The following is a 23766-nucleotide window of genomic DNA, read 5'->3' on the forward strand; positions in this document are numbered from 1 at the left end:
TCCAGACAGCCCTGCCAGGCGTCAGATACGCAGACGAGTCAGAACCCCGCGACACACCAAGGCAATCACCGATACGCGCGCTGCGCGCGCTACTCGATCGACATGGTTTGCTCAGCGCAGCCGCAGCGCCAGGAAGAGGTCGGCGCGGTCCGACGTGTTCGAGAGGTCGCGCTGCGTCAGCTCCTCCACCCGGGCGATGCGGTAGCGCACCGTGTTGAGGTGCAGGTGCGTCTGCTCGGCCGCGCGCACCCAGGAGCCGCCGCAGTCGAGGAACGCCGACAGAGTCGCCACCAGCTGCGAGTTGTAGCGCGCGTCGTGCTCGATCAGCCGGCCCAGCACCAGCTCGACGAACACCGCGCGCAGGTGGTCCGGCACCGCGCTCAGCAGCTGCACCGCCGAGGTCACCTCGCCGGCCGTCCCGATCCGCACCGGCGACGCGTCGCCCGGCGCGGACGGCAGCCGCAGCGCGTAGCGCGCCGACCGCAGCGCCCCGCCGAGCGCGGCCAGCGGACTCGGCGCGCTCACTCCGACCCGCAGCACCGCGCCGTCCAACGCCGCACCGGCCCGGCGCAGCGCCGCGGTCACGACGGCCAGGGCTTCGTCGTCCGCCACCGGGACCAGCGCCACCGCTCCGTCGGCATCGCGCCCCACCACGGCCCGCCCCAGGTGCGCCACCGCATCCGTGAGCACCGAGCGCGCGAGCTCGCCGTCGCCGTCCGCCGCGGCCGCCAGCACCGCGAAGCGCTCGACGCCGCCGAGGCCCAGCTGGCGGAGGTAGACCGTCGTCTCGGGCTGCTCGCTGTCCTCCTCGATCAGCTCGAGCAGCCGGTCGACGAGCGCCGCGTCGGCGAGCAGGGCCGCCTCGCGCTGCAGCCGGTAGAGCCCGATGACGCCGGTCAGCTCGGTGATCGCGTCGAGCAGCGAGGGGTGCCACTCGTTCCAGTCTCCGGCGACGACGACGAACCATGAGGCGGCGCGGTGCTCCTCCGCTCCCGCGACGGCGAGGATCGACAGCACTCCTCCGTGCGCGTCCGGCACCGTCACCGGAGTGCGGCGCGACGTGAGGGCGGCGTGCACGACGCGGTCGACCTCGTCGGCGCTCAGCGGGTCCGCGGACGCGGCGGCGGAGCGCCCGGTCGCGGTCAGCACCCGCACCGGCCTCCCGAGCTCGGTCGAGGTGCGGGCGATCAGCTCGTCGAGCAGCTGCCCGCGGTAGACCTCGGTCAGCAGCTGCCGCTGGCGCGCGAGCCCGGCGGTCAGCCGCGCGACCCGGTCGCCCGCCAGCGCATTGGAGAGGTGCGCGGTGATCGAGGCGAAGGACACGTCGGCCGGCACTGCGAACAGCGCGACGCCGTGCGTGCGGCAGGCGACGACCAGATCGTCGGGCACGAAGCCCAGGAGCCCCTCACCGGCCAGCAGCGCGACGGCGCCGGAGGAGGCGACCGCGGACACGAAGGCCTCGCTGTCCTCGGCCGTGCGCCGCCACATCATCCCGGTCAGCACGAGCTGATCGCGCGCCAGGTAGCGGCGCGGGTCGAGCAGATCGGTGGTGAAGGTCCAGTTCACCTCGCGAGCGAGCGCCTCTTCGGTGGTGTGCACGGCGCGGATCCGCAGTGTCGGCGCGTCGAGGAGCTCCCGGAGCTGCACGCTCAGCTCCCCCGGTAGGTCGAGTAGGCGAACGGGCTCAGCAGCAGCGGGATGTGGAAGTGCGCGGCCGTGTCCTCGAGACGGAACGCGACGACCACCTCGGGGTAGAACGACGCGGTGCCCGAGCGCTCGAAGTACGCGGCGGTGTCGAAGACGACGCGGTAGATCCCCGCGGGCAGCTCGGTAGGGCCGAACTCGGCGACGCGGCCGTCGGCGTCGGTCCGCGCGGTCGCGATCGGCTCCCAGCCGAATCCTCGTCGCGCCTCGAGCGCGACCGGCACGTCCTGCGCCGGCCGGCCGAGCACGGCGTCGAGCACGTGCGTCGTGACGTGGCTGCGGTGCGCGCTCATCGAGCCGCCTCCGCGACGGCGCCGGTCTCGGGTCCGAGCGCGCGCACCCGCAGCACCGTGATCTCGCGCAGCTGGTCGGCGACGATCCCGCGCTCGGTGTCCTCGTCGAGGCCGAGCCGGCGCTCGAGCTCGGCGACGATCTCCGATCGGTCGCGTCCGGCCGCCCGGATCAGGAACACCCGCCCGAACCGCTCCTCGTAGGCCCGGTTGCCGGCCAGCAGCCGCTCGGCCAGCGCCTCGTCCGGCGAGAGGCTCGACGCCTGCTCGGCGGCGGAGAAGTCGGAGGAGCGTCCGGTCCCCGCGTGCCGCTCGCCGATCCGGGGGTGGTCGGCCAGCGCCGCCTCCACCTCGTCGGCGGTCAGCGTGCGCGCGCTCGCGTCGGCCGCGGCGGCGAGAGCCCCGGTCGAGGCGTAGGGCGCGCCCGCGGCGACCTCATCGGCCCAGCGCGGGACGGCGAGGCACGCCAGCAGCGCGTCGCGGAGGGGGGTGGGGTCGGTCATGCGGTCTCCTCGTCGGCCCGGGTGTGCGGCACGATGGTCGGATGGACGTGGTGGGGGTGGTGCTCGCCGCGGGTGCCGGCCGCCGGGCGGGCGGGCCGAAGGCGCTGCGGGTCGATGCGGAGGGCGTGAGCTGGGTCGAGCGTGCCGTGGCGCGACTCGAGGACGCGGGTTGCGGGAGCGTGCTGGTCGTGCTCGGCGCTGAGGCCGACGAGGCGCGCCCCTTGGTGCCCGAACGAGCGGCGGTCGTCGTCGCGGAGGACTGGGCCGAGGGACTGTCCGCTTCCCTGCGCACCGGGCTGCGCGCCGCGCACGGTGACGCCGCCCTGGTGACGCTCGTCGATCTGCCGGACGAACCCGCCGCGGTCGGCGAGCGCGTCCTCCGCGACTCCCCCGTCGGCCCGTCGGTGCTCGCCCGCGCGACCTACCGCGGTCGCCCCGGTCATCCCGTGCTGCTGGGCAGCGCGCACTGGCGGCCGCTCGCGGCAACGCTCACCGGCGACTCCGGCGCCCGCGACTACCTCGCGCGGCACGGCGCCCTCGCGGTGGAGTGCGGCGATCTCTCCTCGGGGGCCGACCGCGACGGACCCGGCTGACGCGGTCATCCGAGCCCGCTCACGTCGAGCGCGTCGCGCAGCGCGCGCCAGGCGAGCGCCGCGCAGACCGAGCGCACCGGGTTCGCGGCGACCAGCAGCAGCGCCGCCTCGTCGCCGAGCGCTTGGCCCGCCGGGCCGTCGGGATCCGCCCCGCGACCGGACACCGCGTCGTGCGCCGCCATCGCGTCGAGGAAGGCGGCGACGCGCCCGCGGGCAGTGACCGCGTCGAGCCCGTCGAGCTCGTCCGCGAGCAGCGACGCGGAGCCCTGCGACACCTCGCAGCCGCGCCCGCTCCAGCTGATCGCCAGCGCCGTCGCGTCTCCGGAGACCCGGACCTCGATCCGGTCGCCGCAGGTCGGCGTGAGCAGCTCGGCCCGGCCGAGCACCCCGGCCGGCATCGCGTCGTCGCGCCCGACCGGGTGCCGCGCGTGCGCCCGGATCAGCTCGGCCGCCTCGGCGCTCACGGCCGCTCCTCCAACTCGGCCAGCTCGGCGTACAGGGTGCTGATGCCCGCGATCCGCTCGCGCGACTCGCGCGGCACGGCGCCGAGCACCCCGGCGGCCAGCACGGCGACCGCGCTCATCGCCGCCGCGTAGCTGTCGAAGGCCGTCTCGCTGTCGACGGGGCACTCCAGCCAGACCGCGCAGCGGTCGGCGAACCGCCGCGCGTGCGCATCGGCGAGCAGCACGACCGGCACCCCGTGCGCGGCCAGCACGTCGACGACGGCCGCGAAGGAGGCGGGCCGCCGCCGGAAGCCGACCAGCACCACCGCGTCCTCCGCGCCGAGTCCGGCGATCTCCTCGCCGAGCGACTGCCCGGGCTGCGGCGCGATCCGCACCCGGGCGCGCGCCTGGGCGAGCTGCTGGCGCAGGTGCAGCGCGACCGGGTAGCTGTTGCGCAGGCCGATCACGACGACCTCGCGGGCGCCGGAGAGCAGCCGGACGGACTCCTCGAGCCGCCCGTCGGCGAAGGTCGTCGCGAGGCGGCGGAGGTTCGCGTGCTCGCTCTCGAGGTGCGCGGCCAGCGCGTCGGCGGGGGCACCGGCCGAGGCCGGGCCGACCGGCACCCCGGAGCTGCGCAGCGCGCGCGCGTGCTCGCGCACCTCCTGCGAGTTGGAGAAGCCCAGGCGGCGGAAGAGCCGCGAGACCGTGGCCTTCGACACTCCGCTGTGTTGCGCGAGCTCGGTGGCGGTGTAGCTGGCGAGGTCGCCGAGGTGGTCGAGGATGAAGTCGGCCGTGCGCTGCTCCTGCCGCGAGAGCGAGGCGTAGCCCGCGTCGATCCGGTGACCGATGCTCGGTGCGGAGGCCTCAGCGCGGTGCTCGGCGATCGGCGCCGAGGCGGTCACACCCGTCCTGCCCGCGCCTCGGCGAACGCGTGCACCGCCGCCTCGAAGGCGTCCAGCGCGGTCGCGACGTCGGCCTCGGTCACGTTCTCCTCCGGGTGGTGGCTGACGCCGCCCTCGCAGCGGACGAAGAGCATCGCGTACTCGGTGAGGTCGGCGATCGCCATCGCGTCGTGCCCGGCCTTCGAGAACAGCACCATCGGCTCCTCGTCGCCGGTCGCGCGGATGCCGGTGCGGACGACGTCCTGCAGCCAGTCGGCCGCGACGACGGCGGGCGCTCCGTGCGTCTCCTCGACGGTCAGCGCGAGCCGACGGCGGCGGGCCGTCTCCGACATCGAGTGCTCGATCCCGTCCCAGACGGTGTCGCGGACGTCGTCGAACTCGGCCCGCAGGTCGAGCGAGAACTCCACTCGGCCCGGGATCACGTTGACTGCGCCGGGGAACGCCTCGAGGCGGCCGACGGTGGCGATCGCCCCGTGCTCGCGGGCGATGCGCTCGACGGCGAGCACGGCCTCGGCGGCCCCGGTCAGTGCGTCGCGGCGGCGGTCGAACGGCACGCCGCCCGCGTGGCCGGCCTTGCCGGTGAGGGTCAGCGCGAAGCGGCGGGCGCCGGCGATGGAGGAGACGACGCCGAGGGCGCGGTCCGCCTCCTCGAGGTACGGGCCCTGCTCGATGTGCGTCTCGAGGTAGGCGAGGACGTCGGCGGCGTCGCGCGCCGCGGTCGAGATGCGCGAGGGATCGAGGCCGAACTCGTGGAACGCCTCGACGAGGGTCGTGCCGTGCGCGTCCTCCAGCTCCCACCAGTGCTCGTCCCAGGTGCCGGCGACCGCGCGGGAGCCGAGCAGGGCCGTGCCGAAGCGGGTGCCCTCCTCGTCGCCGAACGCGACGACCTCGACGGCGAACGGCAGCCGGGTCCCAGCCGCGTTCAACCGGGAGACGACCGCGATCGCGAGCATCACGCCGAGGATCCCGTCGTAGCGCCCCGCATCGGGCACGGTGTCCAGGTGCGAGCCCAGCAGCAGCGCGGGCAGTCCGGGCGTGGCGCCCTCGTAGCGGCCGCACTGGTTGCCGGCCGCGTCCTGCCAGGTGCGCATGCCGGCGTCCTCCATCCAGCGCGCGGCCATCGCGTTCACGCGGGCGTGCTCCGGAGAGAGGTAGACGCGCTCGATCGCGCCGCGGGTGCTCGACACCGCCGCGAGCTCGTCGCAGCGCGCCATGATCGCGGCGGCGTCGACGACGCTCACGCCGCGCCTCCCCGTGCGGAGTCGTAGACGCCGTACGCGCCCGCGACCCCGCCGCCCGGAGCGACGGTCGCGCCCGCGCGGCGCAGGACCGCCTCGAGCGCGGCGAGCGTGGTCAGCACCGTGTCCTGGCGCGCGTTGTAGCCCATGGTGCCGATCCGCCAGACCTTGCCGTGCAGCGGCCCGAAGGAGGTGCCGATCTCGATGCCGAAGTCCTCCAGCATCGCGCCGCGCACCGCGTCGCCGTTCACGCCGTCCGGGATGTGCACCGCGACGACGTTGTTCATCTTGTGCGCGAGGTCGCCGAAGACGCGGAGGCCGAGACCCTGGACGCCGGCGAGCATCGCCGCACCGTGCAGCTCGTGCCGCGCGATGGTGGTGTCGAGGCCCTCCTCGACGATCAGCCGGGCGCACTCGCGCGCGCCGTAGAGCATCGTCGTGGCCTCGGTGTGGTGGTTGAGCCGGCGCGGACCCCAGTAGTCGAAGACCATGCCGAGGTCGAAGTAGTTGGAGCGGACCGGGTGCGCGCTGACCGCGTCGCCCTCGTCGCGGATCCCGGCCTCGATGCTCTTGCGCGCCTCGATCACGGCGACGGCGCGCTCGGAGAAGGTGACGGGAGCGGAGCCGGAGGGCCCGCCGAGGCACTTCTGCAGGCCGGCCGAGACGGCGTCGAGGCCGAGCTCGTCGGCGCCGAACGCGTTGCCCGCGAGCGACGCGGTGACGTCGGTGTAGAACAGCACGCCGTGCTTCTCGCAGACGGCGCCGAGCTCCTCGAGCGGCTGCGCCATCGTCGTCGACGTGTCGCCGTGCACGACCGCGAGCACCTTCGGGCGCACGCGCTCGATCGCCTCGGTGATGACCGAGACCGGGAACACCTGGCCCCACTCCGCCTCGATCACGTGCACCTCCGCGCCGCAGCGCTCGGCGATCTCGCGGAGCAGGTGGCCGAAGCGGCCGAAGACGGGCACGAGCACTCTGTCGCCCGGCTCGAGCATCGAGACGAGCGCGGCCTCGATGCCGGCGCGGCTGGTGCCGTCGACCAGCATCGTCTTCTCGTTCGAGGTGGCGAAGACGCGGCGGTAGAGCTCCTGCGTCTCGTTCATCATCGAGGTCATGAACGGGTCGTACTGGCCCACAAGCTGCGCGGACATCGCGCGGAGCACCCGCGGGTCGGCGTTGATCGGGCCGGGGCCCATCAGCAGCCGGGGCGGCGGGTCGATGGGGAGGAACGTCGAGATCGCGGGCGCGGTCGGAATGGGAGCCACCTTCTTCGCAGTCGGACGTGCAGAGAAAAACCTGTTTCAGGTCACGACTCTACTGCAACAGACGTTTCGTCGATGTTTCGGCGCCGGAGGGTCCACGGGGAAGAGACGCCCGCAGCCTTTGCTGGTCGAGTAGCCCCGCAGCGGCGTATCGAGACCCACCGTCATCAGCAGGGGAGGTCTGCAGACTCCTGTCCTGGCGCGGGCGGATCGCGATACGCCCGCTCCGCGGGCTACTCGATCAGCATGCGTGGGGTCATCCACCATCGACAAGGTGCTCTGCTCCGGGAGACCCGCCTACCCCAGCACCTCCGCCGCCAGCTCCAGCAGCGCCAGATCCGCCCCGCGCGGCCCGACCAGGCACAGCCCCACCGGCTTGCCGTGGACGCTCAACCGCGGCACAGACAGCGCCGGATACCCGCCGATCCCCGCGAGGCAGGTCAACCCGAGAGTCGCCGTCCGAGCCGCGTCGATGACCTCGGCCGACGCGTCGAGCGCCGGCGCCACCGACGACGCCGACGGCAGCAGCAGCACCCGCCCGCCGAGCGCCGCGTCGAGCTGCTCGCGGAACCCCGCGACACGCTCCCGCGCCGCCGCCTCGGTGTAGGCATCGATCCGCGCCGCCGCGTCGAACCGGCCCTGCACGTCCGGCGCCAGCACGCCCGGGTGCGCGGTGACCCAGGCACCGTCCGACGCCCACGCCTCCGCGGCCTGCACGAGCCGGAACGCCTCGAACATCTCCGCCACCGGCGGCAGCGCGATCCGCTCCACCTCGAGCCCGTCGACCACCGCCGAGAACGCGGTCGCGACCGAAGCGTCGACCCTCTCGAGCAGCGCCTCGGCCACGACGAATCCACTCACCGGCGGCTCCGCAGGCCCGGTCAGCGCGACCGCGGCGACCTTCCGCAACGTCTCGAGATCCCGCGTCAGCCACCCCACCGTGTCGAAGCTCGGAGCGAGCGGAAGCAGCCCCTCGACCGGCACCGCGCCGTGGGTCGTCCGCAGCCCCCAGAGCCCCTGGTACGAAGCGGGCACGCGGATCGACCCCGCCGTGTCCGTGGCGAGCCCGACCGCCGCCTGCCCGAGCGAGACCGCGGTCGCGGGTCCGCTCGAGGAGCCGCCTGGGATCGCCCCCGGGACCGCCGGGTTCGGCGGCGTCCCGTAGCCCGAGTTACGCCCCGCGATGCTGTACGCGAACTCGTCGGTCTGCGCGATCCCGCGCACCGATGCCCCCGCGCCCAGCAGCATCGCGGCGGCGGGAGCGGTGGATCGCTCGACCTCGGCCTCCGCCAGCCGCACGGGGATCCCCGCGCCGATCCGCTGCCCCTCGATCGCGAACAGGTCCTTCACCGCCACGTCCAGCCCGTCGAGCGGCCCCGACGCGGAGGCGGGCACGAGCGGCGCCCCGCCCGCCCGCCACACCCGCACGTCGAGCGCCGGCGCGGGCGCCTGCACCTGCGCGGCGCGCACCCGCCAGGTTCCGGAGTCCCGCGTCCACAGCTGCGTCACCAGCCCGCGCCCCCCGCGGGCCGGCAGGTTCACCGTCACGACCAGCGCGTCGTCCGCCCCGAGGGCCCGCACGTGCAGCTCCGCGAGAGCCCTCGGAGGGGTCCCGCCGCGCCGACCGCGGAACCCCGTGATCGCCTCGTGCCCCACGAGCAGCCCGGAGGCGTCGCCGCGCAGCGTCGTCGGCTCTCGGACGAAGGCGTCGGCGAGCGCCGGCACGTCGTCGGCCGCCAGCGCGGCCTCGTAGGCGAGCACCGCGTCGACGAGCCCGTCGGGCAGCTGCCCCTCCAGTGTCGTGACGCGCGGATCAGGGCCGTCCTGCTCAGTCATCGAAGTCCGCCGTCCGCACGCGGGCGTGCACGCCCTTCACCAGGTCGACGACCTGCGAGATGTTGAAGTCCGTCGCGGCACTGAGGTACGCGTAGGCCAGGCTCGCGTCCATTCCGTAGCGGGCCTGGAGCAGCGCGATCGCCGCCCGCACGCAGTTCTGCACCGCGACGTCGAGGTCCTCGTCCATCCCGGTCGGCACCAGGAACTCGGCCGTCTCGCCGAGCGGCCCGGCGATCTCGCCGAACGCGGCGAGCGCCTCCGCCCGCGGGATCACCTCGAAGCGCACCCGCACCCGCAGGCTCGCCTCCATCGCGGTCAGCGCGACCTCGCCGTCGCCCTGCGCGAAGTGCGGGTCCCCGACGTAGGCGAGCGCCTCCGGCACCTGCACCGGCAGGTACACGCTCGTGCCCGCCGTGAGCAGCGAGATGTCGATGTTGCCGCCGTGCGCGCCCGGGGGCACGGAGTGCGGCCGCTCGTCGCCCGCCACCGCGACGCCCATGATCCCGAGGAACGGGTGCAGTTCGAACCGCGCCGAGCGCTCACCGCCCGGGGTCAGCGGCAGCACGCCCCGCCGGATGCCGTCGACGCCCTCCTCCACCCGAGCGAAGGCGCTGAACGGGCCGGCAGCGAGCGGGTACTCCCCCGGCAGCGCGCCGCGCCCGTGCCGGTTCGAGATCACGCCGTACGGGACGCGCGGCTCGGCCTCGAGCAGCGTCATCCGGAGCAGATCGCCCGGCTGCGCGCCGCGCACCGCGATCGGCCCGGTCACCACGTGCGGCCCGTCGACGGCGGTGTCGCGGAAGGGCCCGGCCGCGGCGAGCTCGATCGCGTCGCGCAGCACCCCCTCGGGAGCCACACCGTGCGCCCCGAAGAACGCGACCGGATCGCGCCCCTGATCCTCCAGAACCCCCTCGTGGCTCAGCGTGTCGATGACGACCTCGGCACCGGAGTCCACGGTGAGCACCGCCCGGTCGCTCGCGCAGGGCAGCCGCCCCCACAGCACCGATCCCGGACCGGCCGGCAGGTACTCGACCCCCTCCGGAAATCCCTCCCCGGGCTGCACCGCCCACACCGCCGACCGCTCCTGCGCAGGCCGCCCCTGCGCGTCCCGCCTCTGCACGTCCTGCACGATGGCCGCCTCTCCGCGCGGGCCCGCCCCGCACTCCGTCCGACAGTAGCGGCGCCGTGTTGCGCCCTCGTGTCCCGGCCGCCCGCCGCATCCATGGCAGTATCGGCCCCGCACCACCCTCGCTCCCTCCCGCGAGATGCCACTTGTGCACACGACACGCCGACGGAGGCGCTCACAAGTGGCATCTCGCGGTGCCCGCCCACCCCTCCGACGACAGGACCCCCGTGTTCCGACGCCTGCGCACGCGCACCGACAACGTCCACCTCGGCCTCATGCTCGCCCTGACCTTCTCGACCGGCATTATCGACGCCGTCGGCTACCTCGGCCTCGACCGGGTCTTCACCGGCAACATGACCGGCAACGTGGTCATCCTCGGCATGGCGCTCGCCGGCGCCGACGACCTCCCCATCGTCGGCCCGATCATCGCCCTCGCCGGCTTCATGCTCGGCGCCGCGATCGGCGGCCGCGTCCTGCGCCCGGTGAAGGCCGGCTGGACCACCCGCTCCTCCTGGCTCTTCACCGTCGTCGGCCTGCTGATGGCCGTGCTCGCCGTCGTGCTCGGCGTCGTCCCCGAGCACCCCGAGCCCCTGGCCCTCACCGTCACCGGCGTCCTGGGCCTCGCGATGGGCCTCCAGGCCGCGACCGCCCGCCACATCGCGGTCAAGGACGTCACCACCGTCGTCGTCACCTCGACCATCACCGGCCTCGCCGCCGACTCCCGCCTCGGCGGCGGCAAGGGCCAGCCCTGGTTCCGCCGAGCCACCGCCGTCGTCCTGATCGCCGCCGGCGCCGGAGTCGGCGCCCTGGCACTGAACGTCGGCCTCTGGCTCGGCCTCGCCATCGCGGCCGCCATCACTCTGATCGCCTCGCTCCTCGGCCACCTCCTCGCCCACGTCAAGCACGCCACCCCCGCAGAGGAGAAGGCCGCGGCCTGACCCGGCTCGACCCCGTCTCACAGAGCGGGCCGACGCAGAACATCAGCCAGGAGTCCTGCTCATCGCTCATCAGCGTTGACCTGCCACCTCAGCTGATGTTCTGCAGCGGCTCCTCCATCGGAGGCAGCGCCGACCGAACCGGAGGTCGCACCGCTCAGCGCGGTGCGCGCTGGCAGTGCGGGCAGAGGTGCGACGAGCGGTTCATGAACGGCACGCGGACGATCGGCTCGCCGCAGCGCGGGCAGGGCTTGCCGGTCCGGCCGTAGGCGTTGAGGCTGTGCGAGAAGTAGCCGGAGGCGCCGTTCACGTTGACGTACTGGGCGTCGAAGCTGGTGCCGCCCTCGGCCAGGGCGCGCTCGAGCACCGAGCGGACCTCGGCGAAGAGGCGGCGGATCCGCGCCTCGGTCAGCGACGAGCTCGGCGTCTCGGGATGCAGCTCGGCCGCCCACAGCGACTCGTCCGCGTAGATGTTGCCGATGCCGCTGACCAGCGTCTGATCGAGCAGGGAGCGCTTGATGCCGCTGTTCCGGCGGGCCAGCACGGCGAGGACGGCGGAGAGGTCGAAGAACGGGTCGAGCGGATCGCGGGCGATGTGCGCGACCTGCGAGGGCACGGCCCGCAGCCAGTCGCCGTCGACCGCGTCGTCGCCGGCGTAGCCGCCCGGCGCGCCGTCCGCGGTGGGAGCCAGCGAGTCGATCGCCATCGAGCCGAAGATCCGCTGGTCGACGAAGTGCAGGGCCAGCTCGCCGTGCTCCGGATGCTCGATGCCGATCCGGATCCGGGTCAGCTTCGCGAGCGCGGCGTCGGCCGTCCGCAGCAGCACCTGCCCGCTCATTCCGAGGTGCACGAGCAGCGCCTCGTCGCGACCGGCCGGCAGCCAGAGGAACTTGCCGCGCCGCACCGCGCCGCGCAGCCGCCGCCCGACGAGCAGCCCCTCGAACGAGCCGAGCGGGTGCACATGGCGCTTGAGCGAGCGCTCGTCGACGATCTCGACGCTCGTCACCAGCGAGCCGGTGACGGCGGGAGCGAGCCCGGCCCGCACCACCTCGACCTCGGGCAGCTCGGGCACGGTCAGCCCTCGATCGGAGCGGCGGGCGCCGCGGGCGCGACCGGCTCACCCGGAGCCGTCGCCGAGAGGCGCGTCCAGGCGTCGAGAGCGGCGGCCATCTCGGCCGCCTTCTTGCTCGTCCCCTCGCCGCGCGCCGTGACGAGCCCGCCGACGACGACGGTGGCGACGAAGACCTTGCTGTGGTCCGGTCCGGTCGCCGCGATCTCGTAGCGGGGCGCGGGCGCACCGCGCTCGGCCGCCGCCTCCTGGAGGCTCGTCTTCGGGTCCATCGAGACGCCGAAGCGCAGCGGATCCGCGGTCAGCGGGGCGATCAGCCGCAGCACGAGATCGCGCGCGGCGTCCGGGCCGGTGCCGAGGTAGACCGCGCCGATGATCGCCTCGACGGTGTCCGCGAGGATCGACGACTTGTCGCGGCCGCCGGTCATCTCCTCGCCGCGGCCGAGGCGGAGGTGCTCGCCCAGGCCGATGCCGCGGGCGATCTCGGCCAGCGCGACCGTCGAGACGAGGCTCGCCCGGCGCTTGGCCAGGTCGCCCTCGCTCAGCGCGGGGTACTCGGTGTAGAGCATGACCGTCACGGCCTGCCCGAGGATCGAGTCGCCGAGGAACTCGAGGCGCTCGTTGTGCGGGAGGCCGCCGTGCTCGAAAGCGAACGACCGGTGCGTCAGGGCGAGCTCGAAGAGCTCACCGTCGAGGCTCACGCCGAGCGTGGCCTCCAGACGCGACCGGTCGTCGCTGGAGGGTGTGGCAGAGGTCTGGTTCACCATGGACCGCACGGCTCGTGTCGCGGAGCGACGCGGAGCCGAAGGGACTGGATCAGACGTTCGCGACCTTGCGGCCCTTGTACTCGAGGAACAGCGCGGTGCCCGCGGAGTCCTCGACGACCTTGGCGCGGTGCGGGAGGCTGTAGACGGTCTTGCCGTTCTCGACGGTCTTCACCAGGGGCGGGACCTCCGCCTTCCACTGCGAACGACGAGCGTGGGTGTTCGCGCGGGACTTCTTCCTCTTGGGAACAGCCATGATTCTCTCTTCTCTAGCTCGGTCGGATCAGGCGGGGCTGATCAGATTCGGTCGTCTTCGGTGCGCGGCTCGGCGCCGGCACCACTGTCTGCGGAAGCTCCGGGCGCTGCGGCCCCACCGGTCCCCGACCCGCCCAACCCGGCGAGCGCGGCCCACCTGGAGTCGCGCGGAGCCTCGGGCTCGGACACGGAGGACTCGGCCAGCCGCTCCCCCGTGACAGGGTCGAGGCCCGGACAATCCGGCCGGCAGACCGGCTGGAACGGCAGCGACAGCACCACCGCATCCCTGACCAGAGGTTCAAGATCCACGTGGTCGTCGTGAACCTCATAGTCGAAAGCTTCGTCAGAAGAGTACGCGAAAAGTTCCTGGAACTCGACATCGACAGGCAGGGAGATGTCGGTGAGGCAGCGGCTGCACTCGCCGACGGCCTCCGCGGACACCTGGACGCTGGCCAGGATGCCCTCGTGCACCGACTCGATCCGGACGTCGAGATCGAGCGGCGCGCCCTGGCGGACGGCGACGATTCCCTCGCCGAAGGCCTCGGGCGCGTCGAGGTCGAGACGGTGCTCGCGCATCTCCCCCGGGCGGTTCACGATGTCGCGCACGTTCACGGTGAACGGCGTCTTCTTGAAAGTAGTCACGAGGATCGAGCCTAGACCCCCCGCGCCACGCCCGGGCGGAGGTCCGGCGGATCCCGCCGACACCCCGCACCCCCACTCCTCAGAAGTCGCGGGCGAGTACGCGAGAGTTGCGGTAGCCGGGATCGACTACCGCAACTTCTGCGGAGTGGAGAGGGTGGTCAGTGGAAGGGGACGCGTCAGGCGCCGCCCTCCTGCAGGGTCACCTCGATCGGCTCGTAGTCGGCGCCGCTGGTGTCGACGCCCTCGTCCGCGAGCTCGGCGAGCGCCTTCTCGACGTACTCGTTCGAGTAGGCGGTCTCCGGCGGGTCCTCGCTGATGATGGTCGCGCCGGTCTCGTTCTCCGTCGTCTTGGCGATGTCGACCGTCTGGTCCCAGGCGGCCTCGTCGATCATGCCGACGCCGTCGGTCGAGGGCCAGATCAGCTTGTTGACCTCGTTGGTCATCCAGAGCTGGTGGCTCGTGCCGAGCGTGGAGCCGGCCGCGGTGACGATGTCCGCCGCCTCCTGCGGGTTGTCCTTCGCGTAGATCCAGCCCTTGATCGACGCCTTGATGAAGGCGACGGTCTGCTCGGCGTAGGCGTCGTCGCTCGAGAGCTTGTCCGCGTCGGCCCAGATCGCGTCCTGCAGCATCGCGGTGCCGACGTCGTTCCAGCTGATCACGTTGAGGTCGTCCGGCGTGTAGAGCTCGCCCGTGTCGGGGTTCACCGTCTCGAGGACCTGCGCGTACTCGTTGTAGGTCATCGCCTGCGCGGCGTCGATGTCGCCGGCGAGGAAGCCGTTCATGTCGAAGAGCTGCTGCACGAGCGAGATGTCGCTGAGCGCGACGCCGTCCTTCTGCATGCCGGCGAAGAGCTCCCACTCGTTGCCGTAGCCCCAGCTGCCGACCTGCTTGCCCGCGAGGTCGGCGGGCGAGGTGATGCCCTTGTCCTTGAACGAGATCTGCGTGGTCGCGCTGCGCTCGAAGATCTGCGCGACATCGGTGATGTTCGCGCCGTTCTCGATCGAGCCGAGCACCTTCGGGACCCAGGAGATCGCGTAGTCGGCGTCCCCGGAGGCGAGGACGTCCTGCGGCACGATGTCGCCGCCGCCCTCGGCGATGGTCACGTCGAGGCCCTCGTCCTCGTAGTAGCCCTGGTCGACGGCGGCGTAGTAGCCGGCGAACTGGGCCTGGGCGACCCACTGGAGCTGCAGGGTGACGGGGGTGAGATCCCCGGAGTCCCCCGAGGCTCCGGAGCCGGTGTCACTGGTTGCGCTGCAGCCGGTGAGCGCGAGGCCGACGGCGGCGAGCCCCGCCGTGGTCGTCATCGCGATGCGCGTGCGTCTGTTCACTGTTCCTCCTGGTGCGGTGCGGTGCGGGATGCGGCCCGGACGGGCCGTCAGTGCCGTGGTGCGGATGGAGCGGTGGAGCGGATGGAGCGAGTGCGGTGGTGCGAGTGCAGTGGTGCGGGTGGTGCGTTCGGGTGGTGCCGAAGTGCCCGTCCGGCGCGAGCCGGCGGGAGTCGAGGGGCGCGTCTCAGCGCGCGTGGCTGCGCCGCAGCGCGAGCGCCTCGAGGCCCGCGGTGACGCAGTAGAAGACGAGGCCGACGAGCACGGCGCCGAGCACGTAGGCGTAGGCCAGCGCGTAGTCGCTGCCCGACGCCGCCGAGGTGATCGACTTGCCGAGGCCCCCGATCGGCCCGCCGAAGTACTCGGCGACCAGCGCCGAGATCACGGCGAGCGAGGAGGCGATCCGCAGCCCAGTGAAGAAGAACGGCACCGCCCCGGGCAGCGTGATCGTCCGCGCCGTCTGCCACGGCGAGGCGGCGTAGGCGCGCATGAGATCGCGGTGCACGGGAGCAGCCTGCCGGAGCCCTCGCAGCGTGTTGACGTACACCGGCACGAAGACCGCGAGCGCGGCCACGAGCTGCCGCGCCGTCTCCACGTTGGCGCCGAACATCGTGTAGAGCACGGGGGCCAGTGCCACGATCGGCACGACGGCCGCGGCGGCGACGATCGCCGCCGTCAGCCCGTCGAAGACCCGCACCAGCGCCGACACCGCGGCGACGAGCACCGCGAGCACCGCCCCGGCGACGAGCCCGATCAGCGCGTTGCCGCCGGTCACCCGGCTCCCGGCGAGGACCGAGCCCGCGTTCTGCGCGAACTCCGCCCCGATCGCGAGCGGCGAGGGCAGCCCGAACGGCTGCACGTCGAGCGTCGTGACGCCGACCTGCCAAAGCAGCAGCGCCACGACACCGAGCACGAGCGGCGCGACGACCGCCCGGGCGAGCGCGGGGCTGGTCACCGGTTCTCCACCCCGCGCGGCACCGCGGCGGCGTCGCCGTGCAGCAGCTCGCGCACGGCCCCGACGTCGGCGAAGAACGCCGCGTCCTCGCGCACCCCCGCCTCGCGCTCGGAGGAGTCCGGCAGCGCGATCCGCAGCACGTCGCGGATCCGCCCGGGTCGCGGCGACATCACGACGACGCGGTCGGAGAGGAACACCGCCTCCGGGATCGAGTGCGTCACGAAGACCACGGCGGCCCCCGTCTCGCTCCGGATGCGCAGCAGCTCGGTCTGCATCCGCTCGCGGGTCATCTCGTCCAGGGCGCCGAACGGCTCGTCCATCAGCAGCAGCCGGGGGCTCTCGGCGAGGGCGCGCGCGATGGCGACCCGCTGCTGCATCCCGCCGGAGAGCTGGTCGGGGTAGGAGTCGGCGAAGTCGCCGAGCCCCACGAGCGCCAGCAGCTCGTCGACCCGCGACCGGCGGGCGGCGGTGCCCACGCCGTGCAGCTCGAGCGGCAGCGCGATGTTCGCCCGGATGCTCCGCCACGGCAGCAGCCCCGCCTGCTGGAAGGCGATGCCGTACTCCTGATCGAGCCGGGCCCGCCGCGCCGTCTTGCCGAAGACCGAGATCGAGCCGGAGGTCGGCTCGTCGAGGTCGGCGATCAGGCGCAGCAGCGTCGACTTGCCGCAGCCGGAGGGTCCGATCAGCGACACGAACTCCCCCGCGGCGATCTCGAGCGAGACGGTGTCGAGCGCGGTGACGCTCGTGCTCTTCTTCGTGGTGAACGTCTTCGTGACGGAGTCGACGACGACGGCCGGTTCGGCAGCGCTCATGCGGGCTGCTCCCCTCTGCGGAACGGACGGAGGGCGGTGCCGATCAGCGCGACGGCGCCGGCGGCCGCGAGGCCCACCAGCACTGCGCCCAGGATCGGCGCCCAGGGCTTGGCGGGGTCTCCCCCGGCGGAGGAGGCGAACTCGATGATCATCCGGCCGATGCCGCCGCGCAGGCCGATCGAGACCTCCGCGACGACGGTGCCGATCACGGCGCTGACGGCACCGAGCCGCAGCGCCGGCAGGAGGAACGGCACGCTCGCGGGCAGGCGCAGCCGCAGCAGCGTCTTCCACCAGCCGACGCCGTAGACGCGCATCAGCTCGACCTGGTGCGCCGACGGCGCGTTCAGTCCGCGCAGCGCCCCGATCGAGACCGGGAAGAAGGCGAGGTAGGAGGCGATCAGCGCCACCGACATCCAGTTCTCCCAGGTGAGGGCGCCGAGCTCGAGCTGCGAGCCCCAGCGGCGCACCAGCGGTGCGATCGCGATCAGCGGCACCGTCTGGCTCAGCACGATCCACGGCAGCACCGCGGACTCGGCCGTGCGGAAGCGCTGCATCAGCACGGCGAGCATCAGCCCGACCACCACGCCGACGACCCAGCCCACGGCCGCGACGCCCAGCGAGAAGGCGCTGGCCTGCAGCACCGCGAGCCAGAGCACCGGGGCGTTGCGAGCGCCGGTCACCGGCTCGACGAGCCGCCCGGCGATCTCCCACAGGTGCGGCATCGCGATGGCGCTGGTGCGCGGGAGCACGGTGACGCCGCCGACGACGACGCCGGTCTCCGGCCCCAGGGCCTTGTAGACCTCCCAGAGCACCGCGAGCAGGAGCAGCCCGGCCGCGCCGAGCAGGACCCCGCGCGTCGCGGCCGGCGACCTCATGCCTTGGCCACGATGTGCGGGCCGAGGGCCGGGATGACGCGCTCGCCGTACACGCGCAGCGTCTCCTCCTTGTTGTCGTGCTGGAGGTAGCCGGCGAACTGCGTGACGCCGATCTCGGCGAGCGCCGTCAGCTTCGCGATGTGCTCGTCGGCCGTGCCGAGGACGCAGAAGCGCTCGACGATCTCGTCGGGCACGAACGCGGTGTGCGAGTTGCCGGCCCGCCCGTGCTCGTTGTAGTCGTAGCCCTCGCGCCCGGCGATGTAGTCGGTGAGCGCCTGCGGGACGGCGCCGCTCGTGCCGTAGCGGCCGACGATGTCGGCGACGTGGTTGCCGACCATCCCGCCGAACCAGCGGCACTGGTCGTACATGTGCGCCCGGTCGGTCCCGATGTACATCGGCGCCGCGACGCAGAACTGCAGCGACTCCGGGTCGCGGCCGACGTTCGCCGCCGCGTCCTTGACGGTCTGGATCATCCAGCGCGCGATGTCGAGGTCGGCGAGCTGCAGGATGAACCCGTCGCCCGTCTCCCCCGCCAGCTTGAGCGCGAGCGGTCCGTAGGCGGCGACCCACATCTCGAGCGAGGAGCCGCGGCTCCACGGGAACTGCAGGGTCGAGCCGTTGTACTCGACCGAGCGGCTGTTGGCGAGCTCGCGGATGACGTGGATCGACTCCCGCAGCGTCTTCAGCGTGGTGGGAGCACCGCCGGTGACGCGGACGGCGGAGTCGCCGCGGCCGATGCCGCAGACGGTGCGGTTGCCGTACATCTCGTTGAGGGTCGCGTGCAGCGAGGCGATGACGGTCCAGTCGCGGGTCGCCGGGTTGGTCACCATCGGGCCGACGGTGATCCGGTGGGTCTTCTCGAGGATCTGCGAGTAGATGACGTACGGCTCCTGCCAGAGCAGGTGCGAGTCGAAGGTCCACGCGTAGTCGAAGCCGTAGGTCTCGGCGAGGACGGCGAGCGCGACGGTGCGCGAGGCGGGCGGGTTGGTCTGGAGGACGACTCCGAAGTCCATGGGGGCTTCCTTCGTTGCGGTGGGAAAAGGGGACTTCGGGTCAGATCAAGTACTGGGACAAGCCCCGCTTGATGTACTTCCCGTCGCCCGCGGTGCCGATGTAGTCCCCGTCGTCGACGACGACCTTGCCGCGGGAGATCACGGTGTCGACGTGGCCGTCGATCTCGAAGCCCTCCCAGGCGGAGTAGTCCATGTTCATGTGGTGGCTGCGGCCCTCGCCGATGCCGATCGAGGTGTGCCCGTTCGGGTCGTAGACGACCACGTCGCCGTCGGCGCCGGGCTGGATCACGCCCTTCTTCCCGTACATCCCGAACATCCGCGCCGGAGTGGTCGAGGTGAGCTCCACCCAGCGCGGCAGCGAGATCTGCCCGGACACGACGCCCTGGTACATCAGGTCCATCCGGTGCTCGACCGAGCCGATGCCGTTCGGGATCCTCGAGAAGTCGCCGACGCCCATGTCCTTCTGGCCCTTCATGCAGAAGGGGCAGTGGTCGGTGGAGACCATCTGGATGTCGTTCGTGCGCAGCGACTGCCACATGTGGTGCTGGTGCCCCTCCGCCTTCGAGCGCAGCGGCGTCGAACACACCCACTTCGCGCCCTCGAAGCCCGGTGCGCCGAGCTGCTCCTCGAGCGAGAGGTAGAGGTACTGCGGGCAGGTCTCGCCGAACACGTTCATCCCGCGGTCGCGGGCCTGCGCGATCTGCTCCACCGCCTGCTTCGCCGACACGTGCACCACGTAGAGCGGCGCGCCGGTGAGGTCCGCGATCATGATCGCCCGGTGCGTCGCCTCCTCCTCCGCCTGCCACGGCCGCGAGGTGCCGTGGAAGTAGGGCGAGGTGTTGCCGGCGGCGAGCGACTGCTTCACCAGCTCGTCGATGATCGCGCCGTTCTCGGCGTGCATCATCATCATCGCGCCGTTCGAGGCGCCCTTCTGGAACGCCCGCAGGATCTGCCCGTCGTCCGAGAGGAACACGCCCTTGTAGGCCATGAAGAGCTTGAAGCTGGTCACCCCCTCGGCCATCAGCTCGTCCATCGCCACCAGGGACGAGTCCTGCACATCGGAGAGGATCTGGTGGAAGCCGTAGTCGATCGCGCAGTTCCCGGCCGCCTTCTCCTGCCAGGCCTGGTAGCGGTCGACCACGCTCTCGCCCGGGTACTGCACCACGAAGTCCACGATCGAGGTCGTCCCGCCCCAGGCCGCGGCCCGGGTGCCGGTCTCGAAGGTGTCCGAGGCGAAGGTGCCGCCGAACGGCATCTCCATGTGCGTGTGCGCGTCGATCCCGCCGGGGATGACGTACTTGCCGGCCGCGTCGATCACGCGGTCGACGTTCGCCGCGAGGTCGAAGCCCAGCAGCGTCGAGCCGGGCGCGAGCACCGCGGCGATGGTCTCGCCGTCGATCAGGACGTCGGCGGTGGCGGTGCCGGTCGCGTTGACGACCGTGCCGTTCGTGATGAGGGTCTTCATCGATGCTCCTCGGTGGTTCCGGTGCTGCGGCGGTCGCGCGGTCGGTTCGTCGGCGGTCAGGGCGTGGCGATGCTCGTGTACGAGTCCGGACGGCGGTCGCGGTAGAACTGCCAGTCGTCGCGCATCTGCTGCACCATGTCGAGGTCGAGATCGCGGATCAGGATCTCCTCGCTGTCGCCCGAGCCGCGCTCGCCGACGAAGTTCCCGCGCGGGTCGATCACCTGGCTGGTGCCGTAGAAGTCGACGGCCAGCTCGCCGTACTCGTTGTCCTCGCGGCCGACCCGGTTGGGCTGGAGCACGAAGTAGCCGTTCGCCACGGCGGCGCACGGGCCCTCCACCTCCCACAGGCGGTTCGAGAGGCCCGGCTTGGTCGCGTTCGGGTTGAACACCATGTGCGCGCCGTTCAGGCCCAGCTCGCGCCAGCCCTCGGGGAAGTGCCGGTCGTAGCAGATGTAGACGCCGACCTTGCCGACCGCGGTGTCGAAGACCGGGTAGCCGAGGTTGCCGGGACGGAAGTAGAACTTCTCCCAGAAGCGGTCGAGGTGCGGGATGTGGTGCTTGCGGTACTTGCCGAGGATCGTGCCGTCGGCGTCGACGACCACGGCGGTGTTGTAGTAGACGCCGGTGATGTCCTCCTCGTAGATCGGCAGGATCATCACCGTGCCGAGCTCCTTCGCCAGCGCGGCGAAGCGCTGCACGATCGGGCCGTCGGCCGGCTCGGCGTAGCGGTAGTACTTCTTGTCCTCGGTGATGCCGAAGTACGGGCCGTAGAACAGCTCCTGGAAGCAGACGATCTGCGCTCCCTGGGCGGCGGCGTCGCGGGCGAACTGCTCGTGCTTGTCGAGCATCGACTCCTTGTCGCCGGTCCACGTGGTCTGGGTGATCGCTGCGCGGACGATGGTCATCGGTACCTCCATGCTTCGGTCGGCCCGGTCGAGGCTCCGCCGAGGTCCCGCGAGACGCGGGAGGCGGGGCCGAGGGGCCGTGGTCTCACTGTGGTCCGCGCGAGGGTCGAAGGCAATGACCGCTTCCGCTCCGTGCGCCGGACAGGGGTTCATCGTCGTCCTCCGACGTTTCCCGGGTGTTTCCGGCACGGATCCGCAGCATTAAGGCCTCGGCCCCTTCGGAATCCGCGGTGGGGGCCGTCCGCGGTAGCGTCGACGGATGCGCATCACGATCCTGGCCGGCGGCGTCGGCGGCGCCCGCTTCACCTCCGCGGTGCGCGAGCACCTCCGCGACCTCGAGGCGGCCGGCGGCGGTCCCTCCGAGATCACGGTCGTCGCCAACACCGGCGACGACATGTGGCTGACCGGCCTCAAGGTCTGCCCCGACCTCGACTCGCTCACCTACGCGCTCGCCGGTGTCAACGACACCGAGCGCGGCTGGGGCCGGGCCGGCGAGAGCGAGCGCGTCTCGGCCGAGCTGACCGCGTTCGGCGTCGGCTGGCCGTGGTTCACCCTCGGCGACCTCGACATCGGCACGCACCTCGCCCGCACCTCGATGCTGCGCGACGGGCTCACCCTCTCCGAGGCCACCGAGCGGATCACCGCGCGCTGGCCGCTGGGCGTCCGCCTGCTGCCGATGTCCGACTCCGACGTCGAGACCCACGTCGAGGTCGACCTGCCCGGCGAGGGCGTCCGACTGCTGCACTTCGAGGAGTGGTGGGTGCGGCTGCGCGCGTCGGTGCCCGCCCGCCGCTTCGTCCAGCAGGGCGTCGAGGAGGCGCGCCCCGCCCCGGGCGTGCTCGAGGCGATCGCCGACACCGACGCGGTCCTGATCGCCCCGTCCAACCCGGTGGTGTCGATCGGGACGATCCTCGGCGTGCCCGGCATCGCGGAGGCCGTGCGGACCACCTCGGCCCCGGTCGTCGGCGTCTCGCCGATCATCGGCGGCGCGGTGGTGCGCGGCATGGCCGACCACTGCCTGCCCGCGATCGGCGTCGAGACCTCGGCGGAGGCTGTGGGCCGGCACTACGGCGCCCGCTCGGCCGGCGGCCTGCTCGACGCCTGGCTGGTCGGCGAGGAGGACGCGGCGGCCGTCGGTGCCCTCGACGGCACCGGTCTGCGCGTGCACTCGGTCCCGCTCTGGCTCCGCGACCGGGACAACTCGACGCGGCTCGCGGCCGACGCGATCGCCGCAGCGCGCGCCTGACCGGCGCCGGGTACGCGCCACCGGCCGGCGCCTCCCAGCCTCGGGGGCCAGGCTGGCAGCACCCCTCACCGCACCATCGAAAGGACCACCCATGCCCGGAGCCCTCGTCCTCGCCGGAGGCGGCCTCGCCGGAATCGCCTGGGAGCTCGGCATCGTCCGCGGCCTCAGCGACGCCTCGCCCGAGGCGGCCCGCCTCCTCCTCGACACCTCGACGACCCTGATCGGCACCTCGGCCGGCTCCGCCGTCGCCTCGCAGCTGAGCACCTCCGTCGGCCTCGACGAGGCCTACGCGTCCCAGCTGCGCGAGGAGTCCGCCGAGATCGGCGCCGTCGTCGACGTCGAGCGCCTGCAGGCGAGCTACGCCGCCGCGATCGAGGGCGCGACCTCGCCGGAGGACGCCCGGCGCCGCATCGGCGTGCTCGCCCTCGAGACCGCGACCCTGTCCGAGGAGTCCCGCCGCGACGTCATCGCCGCGCGGATCGCCGACGCCGACTGGCCCGAGCAGCGCCTCCTGATCACCGCGATCGACACCGCCACCGGGGCGCTCGCCGTCTTCGACCGCACGAGCGGCGTCGGCCTCGTCGACGCCATCGCCGCCAGCTGCGCGGTGCCCGGCGTCTGGCCGCCGGTCAGCATCGACGGCGTCCGCTACATGGACGGCGGCGTGCGCTCCGGCAGCAACGCCGACCTCGCCGCGGGTGCCGACTGGGTGGTCGTCATCACGCCGATGTCCGGCATCGGCTCGCCCGGTGTCGGCACGCTGCCCACCGCCGAGCTCGAGGCGCTGTCGGGCTCGCGCGTCGAGGTCGTCTACGCGGACGAGGCGTCGATCGCCGCCTTCGGCCCGAACTCGCTCGACCCCGAGGTCCGTCCCGCCGCCGCGCAGGCCGGCCGGGCGCAGGGCGCGCGGATCGCCGCCCGGATCGCCGCACTGGTCGGCGCGGACGAGCCGGCCCGCGCCTGACCGGCGCCCGCGTCGCTCCTCCTCAGCGCTTCACGCCGTAGCGGAGGAACACCGTCCCGTCCGCGAAGCTGCGCTGCTGCCGGAGCTCGAGGCGGCTGCGGAAGCCACGCGGGAGGAACGGCGTCCCGCCGCCGACCGCGATCGGCGCCACGTACCAGCGGATCTCGTCGACCACGCCGGCCAGGAGCGCCTGCGCCCCGAGGGTCGCGCCGCCGACGGAGACGTCGTGCGGCTTCGAGCGGACCTCCTGCGCCACGCCCACCGGATCGAACGTCCGCTCGAGCCGGGTGCGGCGGGTGCGCACGGCGGGCAGGGTCGTCGAGTAGACGACCTTGTCCGCCGCGCGCCACATCTCCTGGAAGTCGTGGATGAAGGCGAACTGCTCGGCGAGCTCGTAGCCCGCGTCCCAGCCGCGCATGGTCTCGTAGATCCGGTGGCCGTAGAGGTACGTGCCCACTCCGGTCTCGGTCTCGTTGATGAAGCGGTGCACCTCGGGGCGGGGCGTGGCCCAGCTGAAATCCCCGGTCTCGTCGACGGTGTAGCCGTCGATCGAGGCCACACCGCTGTAGACGAGCGCGCCCACAGTGGCCTCCTCCGCGGCCGGCTTCGGGTTCCGTCCACGCCCGCGAGGGTAGGCGTGAGAG

At 72.9% G+C, this 23766-nt stretch carries 25 protein-coding genes; 4 read left to right on the forward strand and 21 right to left on the reverse strand.

Annotation, left to right across the window (positions count from 1 at the left end; genetic code table 11):
- Window positions 1-111: 111 nt before the first annotated feature.
- Genes MT353_RS00005 through uraD form a run of 3 tightly spaced genes read right to left on the reverse strand, consistent with a single transcriptional unit; the run spans window position 112 to window position 2497 of the window.
- Entirely contained in the window at window positions 112-1647 is a 1536-nt protein-coding gene (locus MT353_RS00005) for a helix-turn-helix domain-containing protein (RefSeq protein ID WP_243623261.1), read from the reverse strand.
- A 2-nt stretch (window positions 1648-1649) separates the two neighbouring features.
- Window positions 1650-1997: a hydroxyisourate hydrolase gene (uraH, locus tag MT353_RS00010; RefSeq protein WP_243623262.1), complete on the reverse strand. Its 348-nt coding sequence runs from the start codon at window positions 1995-1997 to the stop codon at window positions 1650-1652.
- Window positions 1994-2497, reverse strand: a complete 504-nt coding sequence (gene uraD / locus MT353_RS00015; protein ID WP_243623263.1) for a 2-oxo-4-hydroxy-4-carboxy-5-ureidoimidazoline decarboxylase — start codon at window positions 2495-2497, stop codon at window positions 1994-1996. Before uraD ends, uraH begins: the two co-directional genes overlap by 4 nt.
- A 41-nt stretch (window positions 2498-2538) precedes the next feature.
- On the opposite strand from uraD, the gene MT353_RS00020 reads away from it, so the two are divergent.
- Entirely contained in the window at window positions 2539-3090 is a 552-nt protein-coding gene (locus MT353_RS00020) for an NTP transferase domain-containing protein (protein WP_243599086.1), read from the forward strand.
- Window positions 3091-3095: 5 nt separating this feature from the next.
- On the opposite strand, the gene MT353_RS00025 is transcribed toward MT353_RS00020, so the two are convergent.
- The 6 genes from MT353_RS00025 to MT353_RS00050 form a co-directional block, all read right to left on the reverse strand.
- Complete coding sequence (locus MT353_RS00025) at window positions 3096-3554, reverse strand: iron-sulfur cluster assembly scaffold protein (protein WP_243599085.1); 459 nt, start codon at window positions 3552-3554, stop codon at window positions 3096-3098.
- Window positions 3551-4435: a MurR/RpiR family transcriptional regulator gene (locus MT353_RS21810; protein WP_243623264.1), complete on the reverse strand. Its 885-nt coding sequence runs from the start codon at window positions 4433-4435 to the stop codon at window positions 3551-3553. Before MT353_RS21810 ends, MT353_RS00025 begins: the two co-directional genes overlap by 4 nt.
- Window positions 4432-5676 (reverse strand): allantoate amidohydrolase, encoded by a 1245-nt coding sequence (locus tag MT353_RS00035; protein ID WP_243623265.1) that lies wholly within the window; start codon window positions 5674-5676, stop codon window positions 4432-4434. The genes MT353_RS21810 and MT353_RS00035 overlap by 4 nt, the downstream gene beginning before the upstream one ends.
- Entirely contained in the window at window positions 5673-6869 is a 1197-nt protein-coding gene (locus MT353_RS00040; RefSeq protein ID WP_243623749.1) for an alanine--glyoxylate aminotransferase family protein, read from the reverse strand. Before MT353_RS00040 ends, MT353_RS00035 begins: the two co-directional genes overlap by 4 nt.
- 363 nt (window positions 6870-7232) lie before the next feature.
- Window positions 7233-8771 (reverse strand): AtzH-like domain-containing protein, encoded by a 1539-nt coding sequence (locus MT353_RS00045; RefSeq protein WP_243623266.1) that lies wholly within the window; start codon window positions 8769-8771, stop codon window positions 7233-7235.
- A complete protein-coding gene (locus MT353_RS00050) occupies window positions 8764-9891 on the reverse strand; it encodes an acetamidase/formamidase family protein (RefSeq protein ID WP_243623750.1) in 1128 nt (375 codons plus the stop codon). The genes MT353_RS00045 and MT353_RS00050 overlap by 8 nt, the downstream gene beginning before the upstream one ends.
- Before the next feature lie 233 nt (window positions 9892-10124).
- On the opposite strand from MT353_RS00050, the gene MT353_RS00055 reads away from it, so the two are divergent.
- Window positions 10125-10835, forward strand: a complete 711-nt coding sequence (locus MT353_RS00055; RefSeq protein WP_308197495.1) for a YoaK family protein — start codon at window positions 10125-10127, stop codon at window positions 10833-10835.
- Between the two features lie 154 nt (window positions 10836-10989).
- Here MT353_RS00055 and mutM read toward each other — a convergent pair whose 3' ends face one another.
- The 11 genes from mutM to MT353_RS00110 form a co-directional block, all read right to left on the reverse strand.
- Window positions 10990-11904, reverse strand: a complete 915-nt coding sequence (mutM, locus tag MT353_RS00060) for a bifunctional DNA-formamidopyrimidine glycosylase/DNA-(apurinic or apyrimidinic site) lyase (RefSeq protein ID WP_243623267.1) — start codon at window positions 11902-11904, stop codon at window positions 10990-10992.
- 2 nt (window positions 11905-11906) lie between these two features.
- A complete protein-coding gene (gene rnc / locus MT353_RS00065; protein WP_123732146.1) occupies window positions 11907-12668 on the reverse strand; it encodes a ribonuclease III in 762 nt (253 codons plus the stop codon).
- Between the two features lie 49 nt (window positions 12669-12717).
- Window positions 12718-12921, reverse strand: coding sequence for a 50S ribosomal protein L32 (gene rpmF, locus MT353_RS00070; protein ID WP_123445680.1), 204 nt, complete (start codon window positions 12919-12921; stop codon window positions 12718-12720).
- A gap of 41 nt (window positions 12922-12962) precedes the next feature.
- A complete protein-coding gene (locus tag MT353_RS00075; protein WP_374204674.1) occupies window positions 12963-13562 on the reverse strand; it encodes a DUF177 domain-containing protein in 600 nt (199 codons plus the stop codon).
- Between the two features lie 176 nt (window positions 13563-13738).
- Complete coding sequence (locus MT353_RS00080) at window positions 13739-14890, reverse strand: ABC transporter substrate-binding protein (RefSeq protein WP_243599080.1); 1152 nt, start codon at window positions 14888-14890, stop codon at window positions 13739-13741.
- Window positions 14891-15074: 184 nt separating this feature from the next.
- The gene (locus tag MT353_RS00085) at window positions 15075-15842 is read right to left on the reverse strand and encodes an ABC transporter permease (RefSeq protein WP_243623268.1); all 768 of its coding nucleotides are present in this window, start codon (window positions 15840-15842) and stop codon (window positions 15075-15077) included.
- Entirely contained in the window at window positions 15839-16654 is an 816-nt protein-coding gene (locus tag MT353_RS00090) for an ABC transporter ATP-binding protein (RefSeq protein ID WP_243623269.1), read from the reverse strand. Before MT353_RS00090 ends, MT353_RS00085 begins: the two co-directional genes overlap by 4 nt.
- Window positions 16651-17529, reverse strand: a complete 879-nt coding sequence (locus MT353_RS00095) for an ABC transporter permease (protein WP_243623270.1) — start codon at window positions 17527-17529, stop codon at window positions 16651-16653. Before MT353_RS00095 ends, MT353_RS00090 begins: the two co-directional genes overlap by 4 nt.
- Complete coding sequence (locus MT353_RS00100; RefSeq protein WP_123735494.1) at window positions 17526-18542, reverse strand: TIGR03842 family LLM class F420-dependent oxidoreductase; 1017 nt, start codon at window positions 18540-18542, stop codon at window positions 17526-17528. The genes MT353_RS00095 and MT353_RS00100 overlap by 4 nt, the downstream gene beginning before the upstream one ends.
- Window positions 18543-18582: 40 nt before the next feature.
- Window positions 18583-20007: a dihydropyrimidinase gene (gene hydA / locus MT353_RS00105; protein WP_243623271.1), complete on the reverse strand. Its 1425-nt coding sequence runs from the start codon at window positions 20005-20007 to the stop codon at window positions 18583-18585.
- Between the two features lie 56 nt (window positions 20008-20063).
- The gene (locus MT353_RS00110; protein WP_243623272.1) at window positions 20064-20912 is read right to left on the reverse strand and encodes a nitrilase-related carbon-nitrogen hydrolase; all 849 of its coding nucleotides are present in this window, start codon (window positions 20910-20912) and stop codon (window positions 20064-20066) included.
- A 259-nt stretch (window positions 20913-21171) separates the two neighbouring features.
- On the opposite strand from MT353_RS00110, the gene cofD reads away from it, so the two are divergent.
- Window positions 21172-22158, forward strand: coding sequence for a 2-phospho-L-lactate transferase (gene cofD, locus MT353_RS00115; RefSeq protein WP_243623273.1), 987 nt, complete (start codon window positions 21172-21174; stop codon window positions 22156-22158).
- A gap of 91 nt (window positions 22159-22249) precedes the next feature.
- On the forward strand, window positions 22250-23122 hold the full coding sequence (locus MT353_RS00120; RefSeq protein ID WP_243623274.1) for a patatin-like phospholipase family protein: 873 nt from the start codon (window positions 22250-22252) through the stop codon (window positions 23120-23122).
- Window positions 23123-23144: 22 nt separating this feature from the next.
- Here MT353_RS00120 and MT353_RS00125 read toward each other — a convergent pair whose 3' ends face one another.
- Window positions 23145-23705 carry a dihydrofolate reductase family protein gene (locus MT353_RS00125; protein WP_243623275.1) on the reverse strand — a complete coding sequence of 187 codons (561 nt, stop codon included), beginning with the start codon at window positions 23703-23705 and terminating at the stop codon, window positions 23145-23147.
- Window positions 23706-23766 lie beyond the last annotated feature (61 nt).

It is taken from the genome of Rathayibacter sp. VKM Ac-2927, from assembly GCF_022815525.1.
In the GTDB taxonomy this organism is placed as follows: domain Bacteria; phylum Actinomycetota; class Actinomycetes; order Actinomycetales; family Microbacteriaceae; genus Rathayibacter; species Rathayibacter festucae.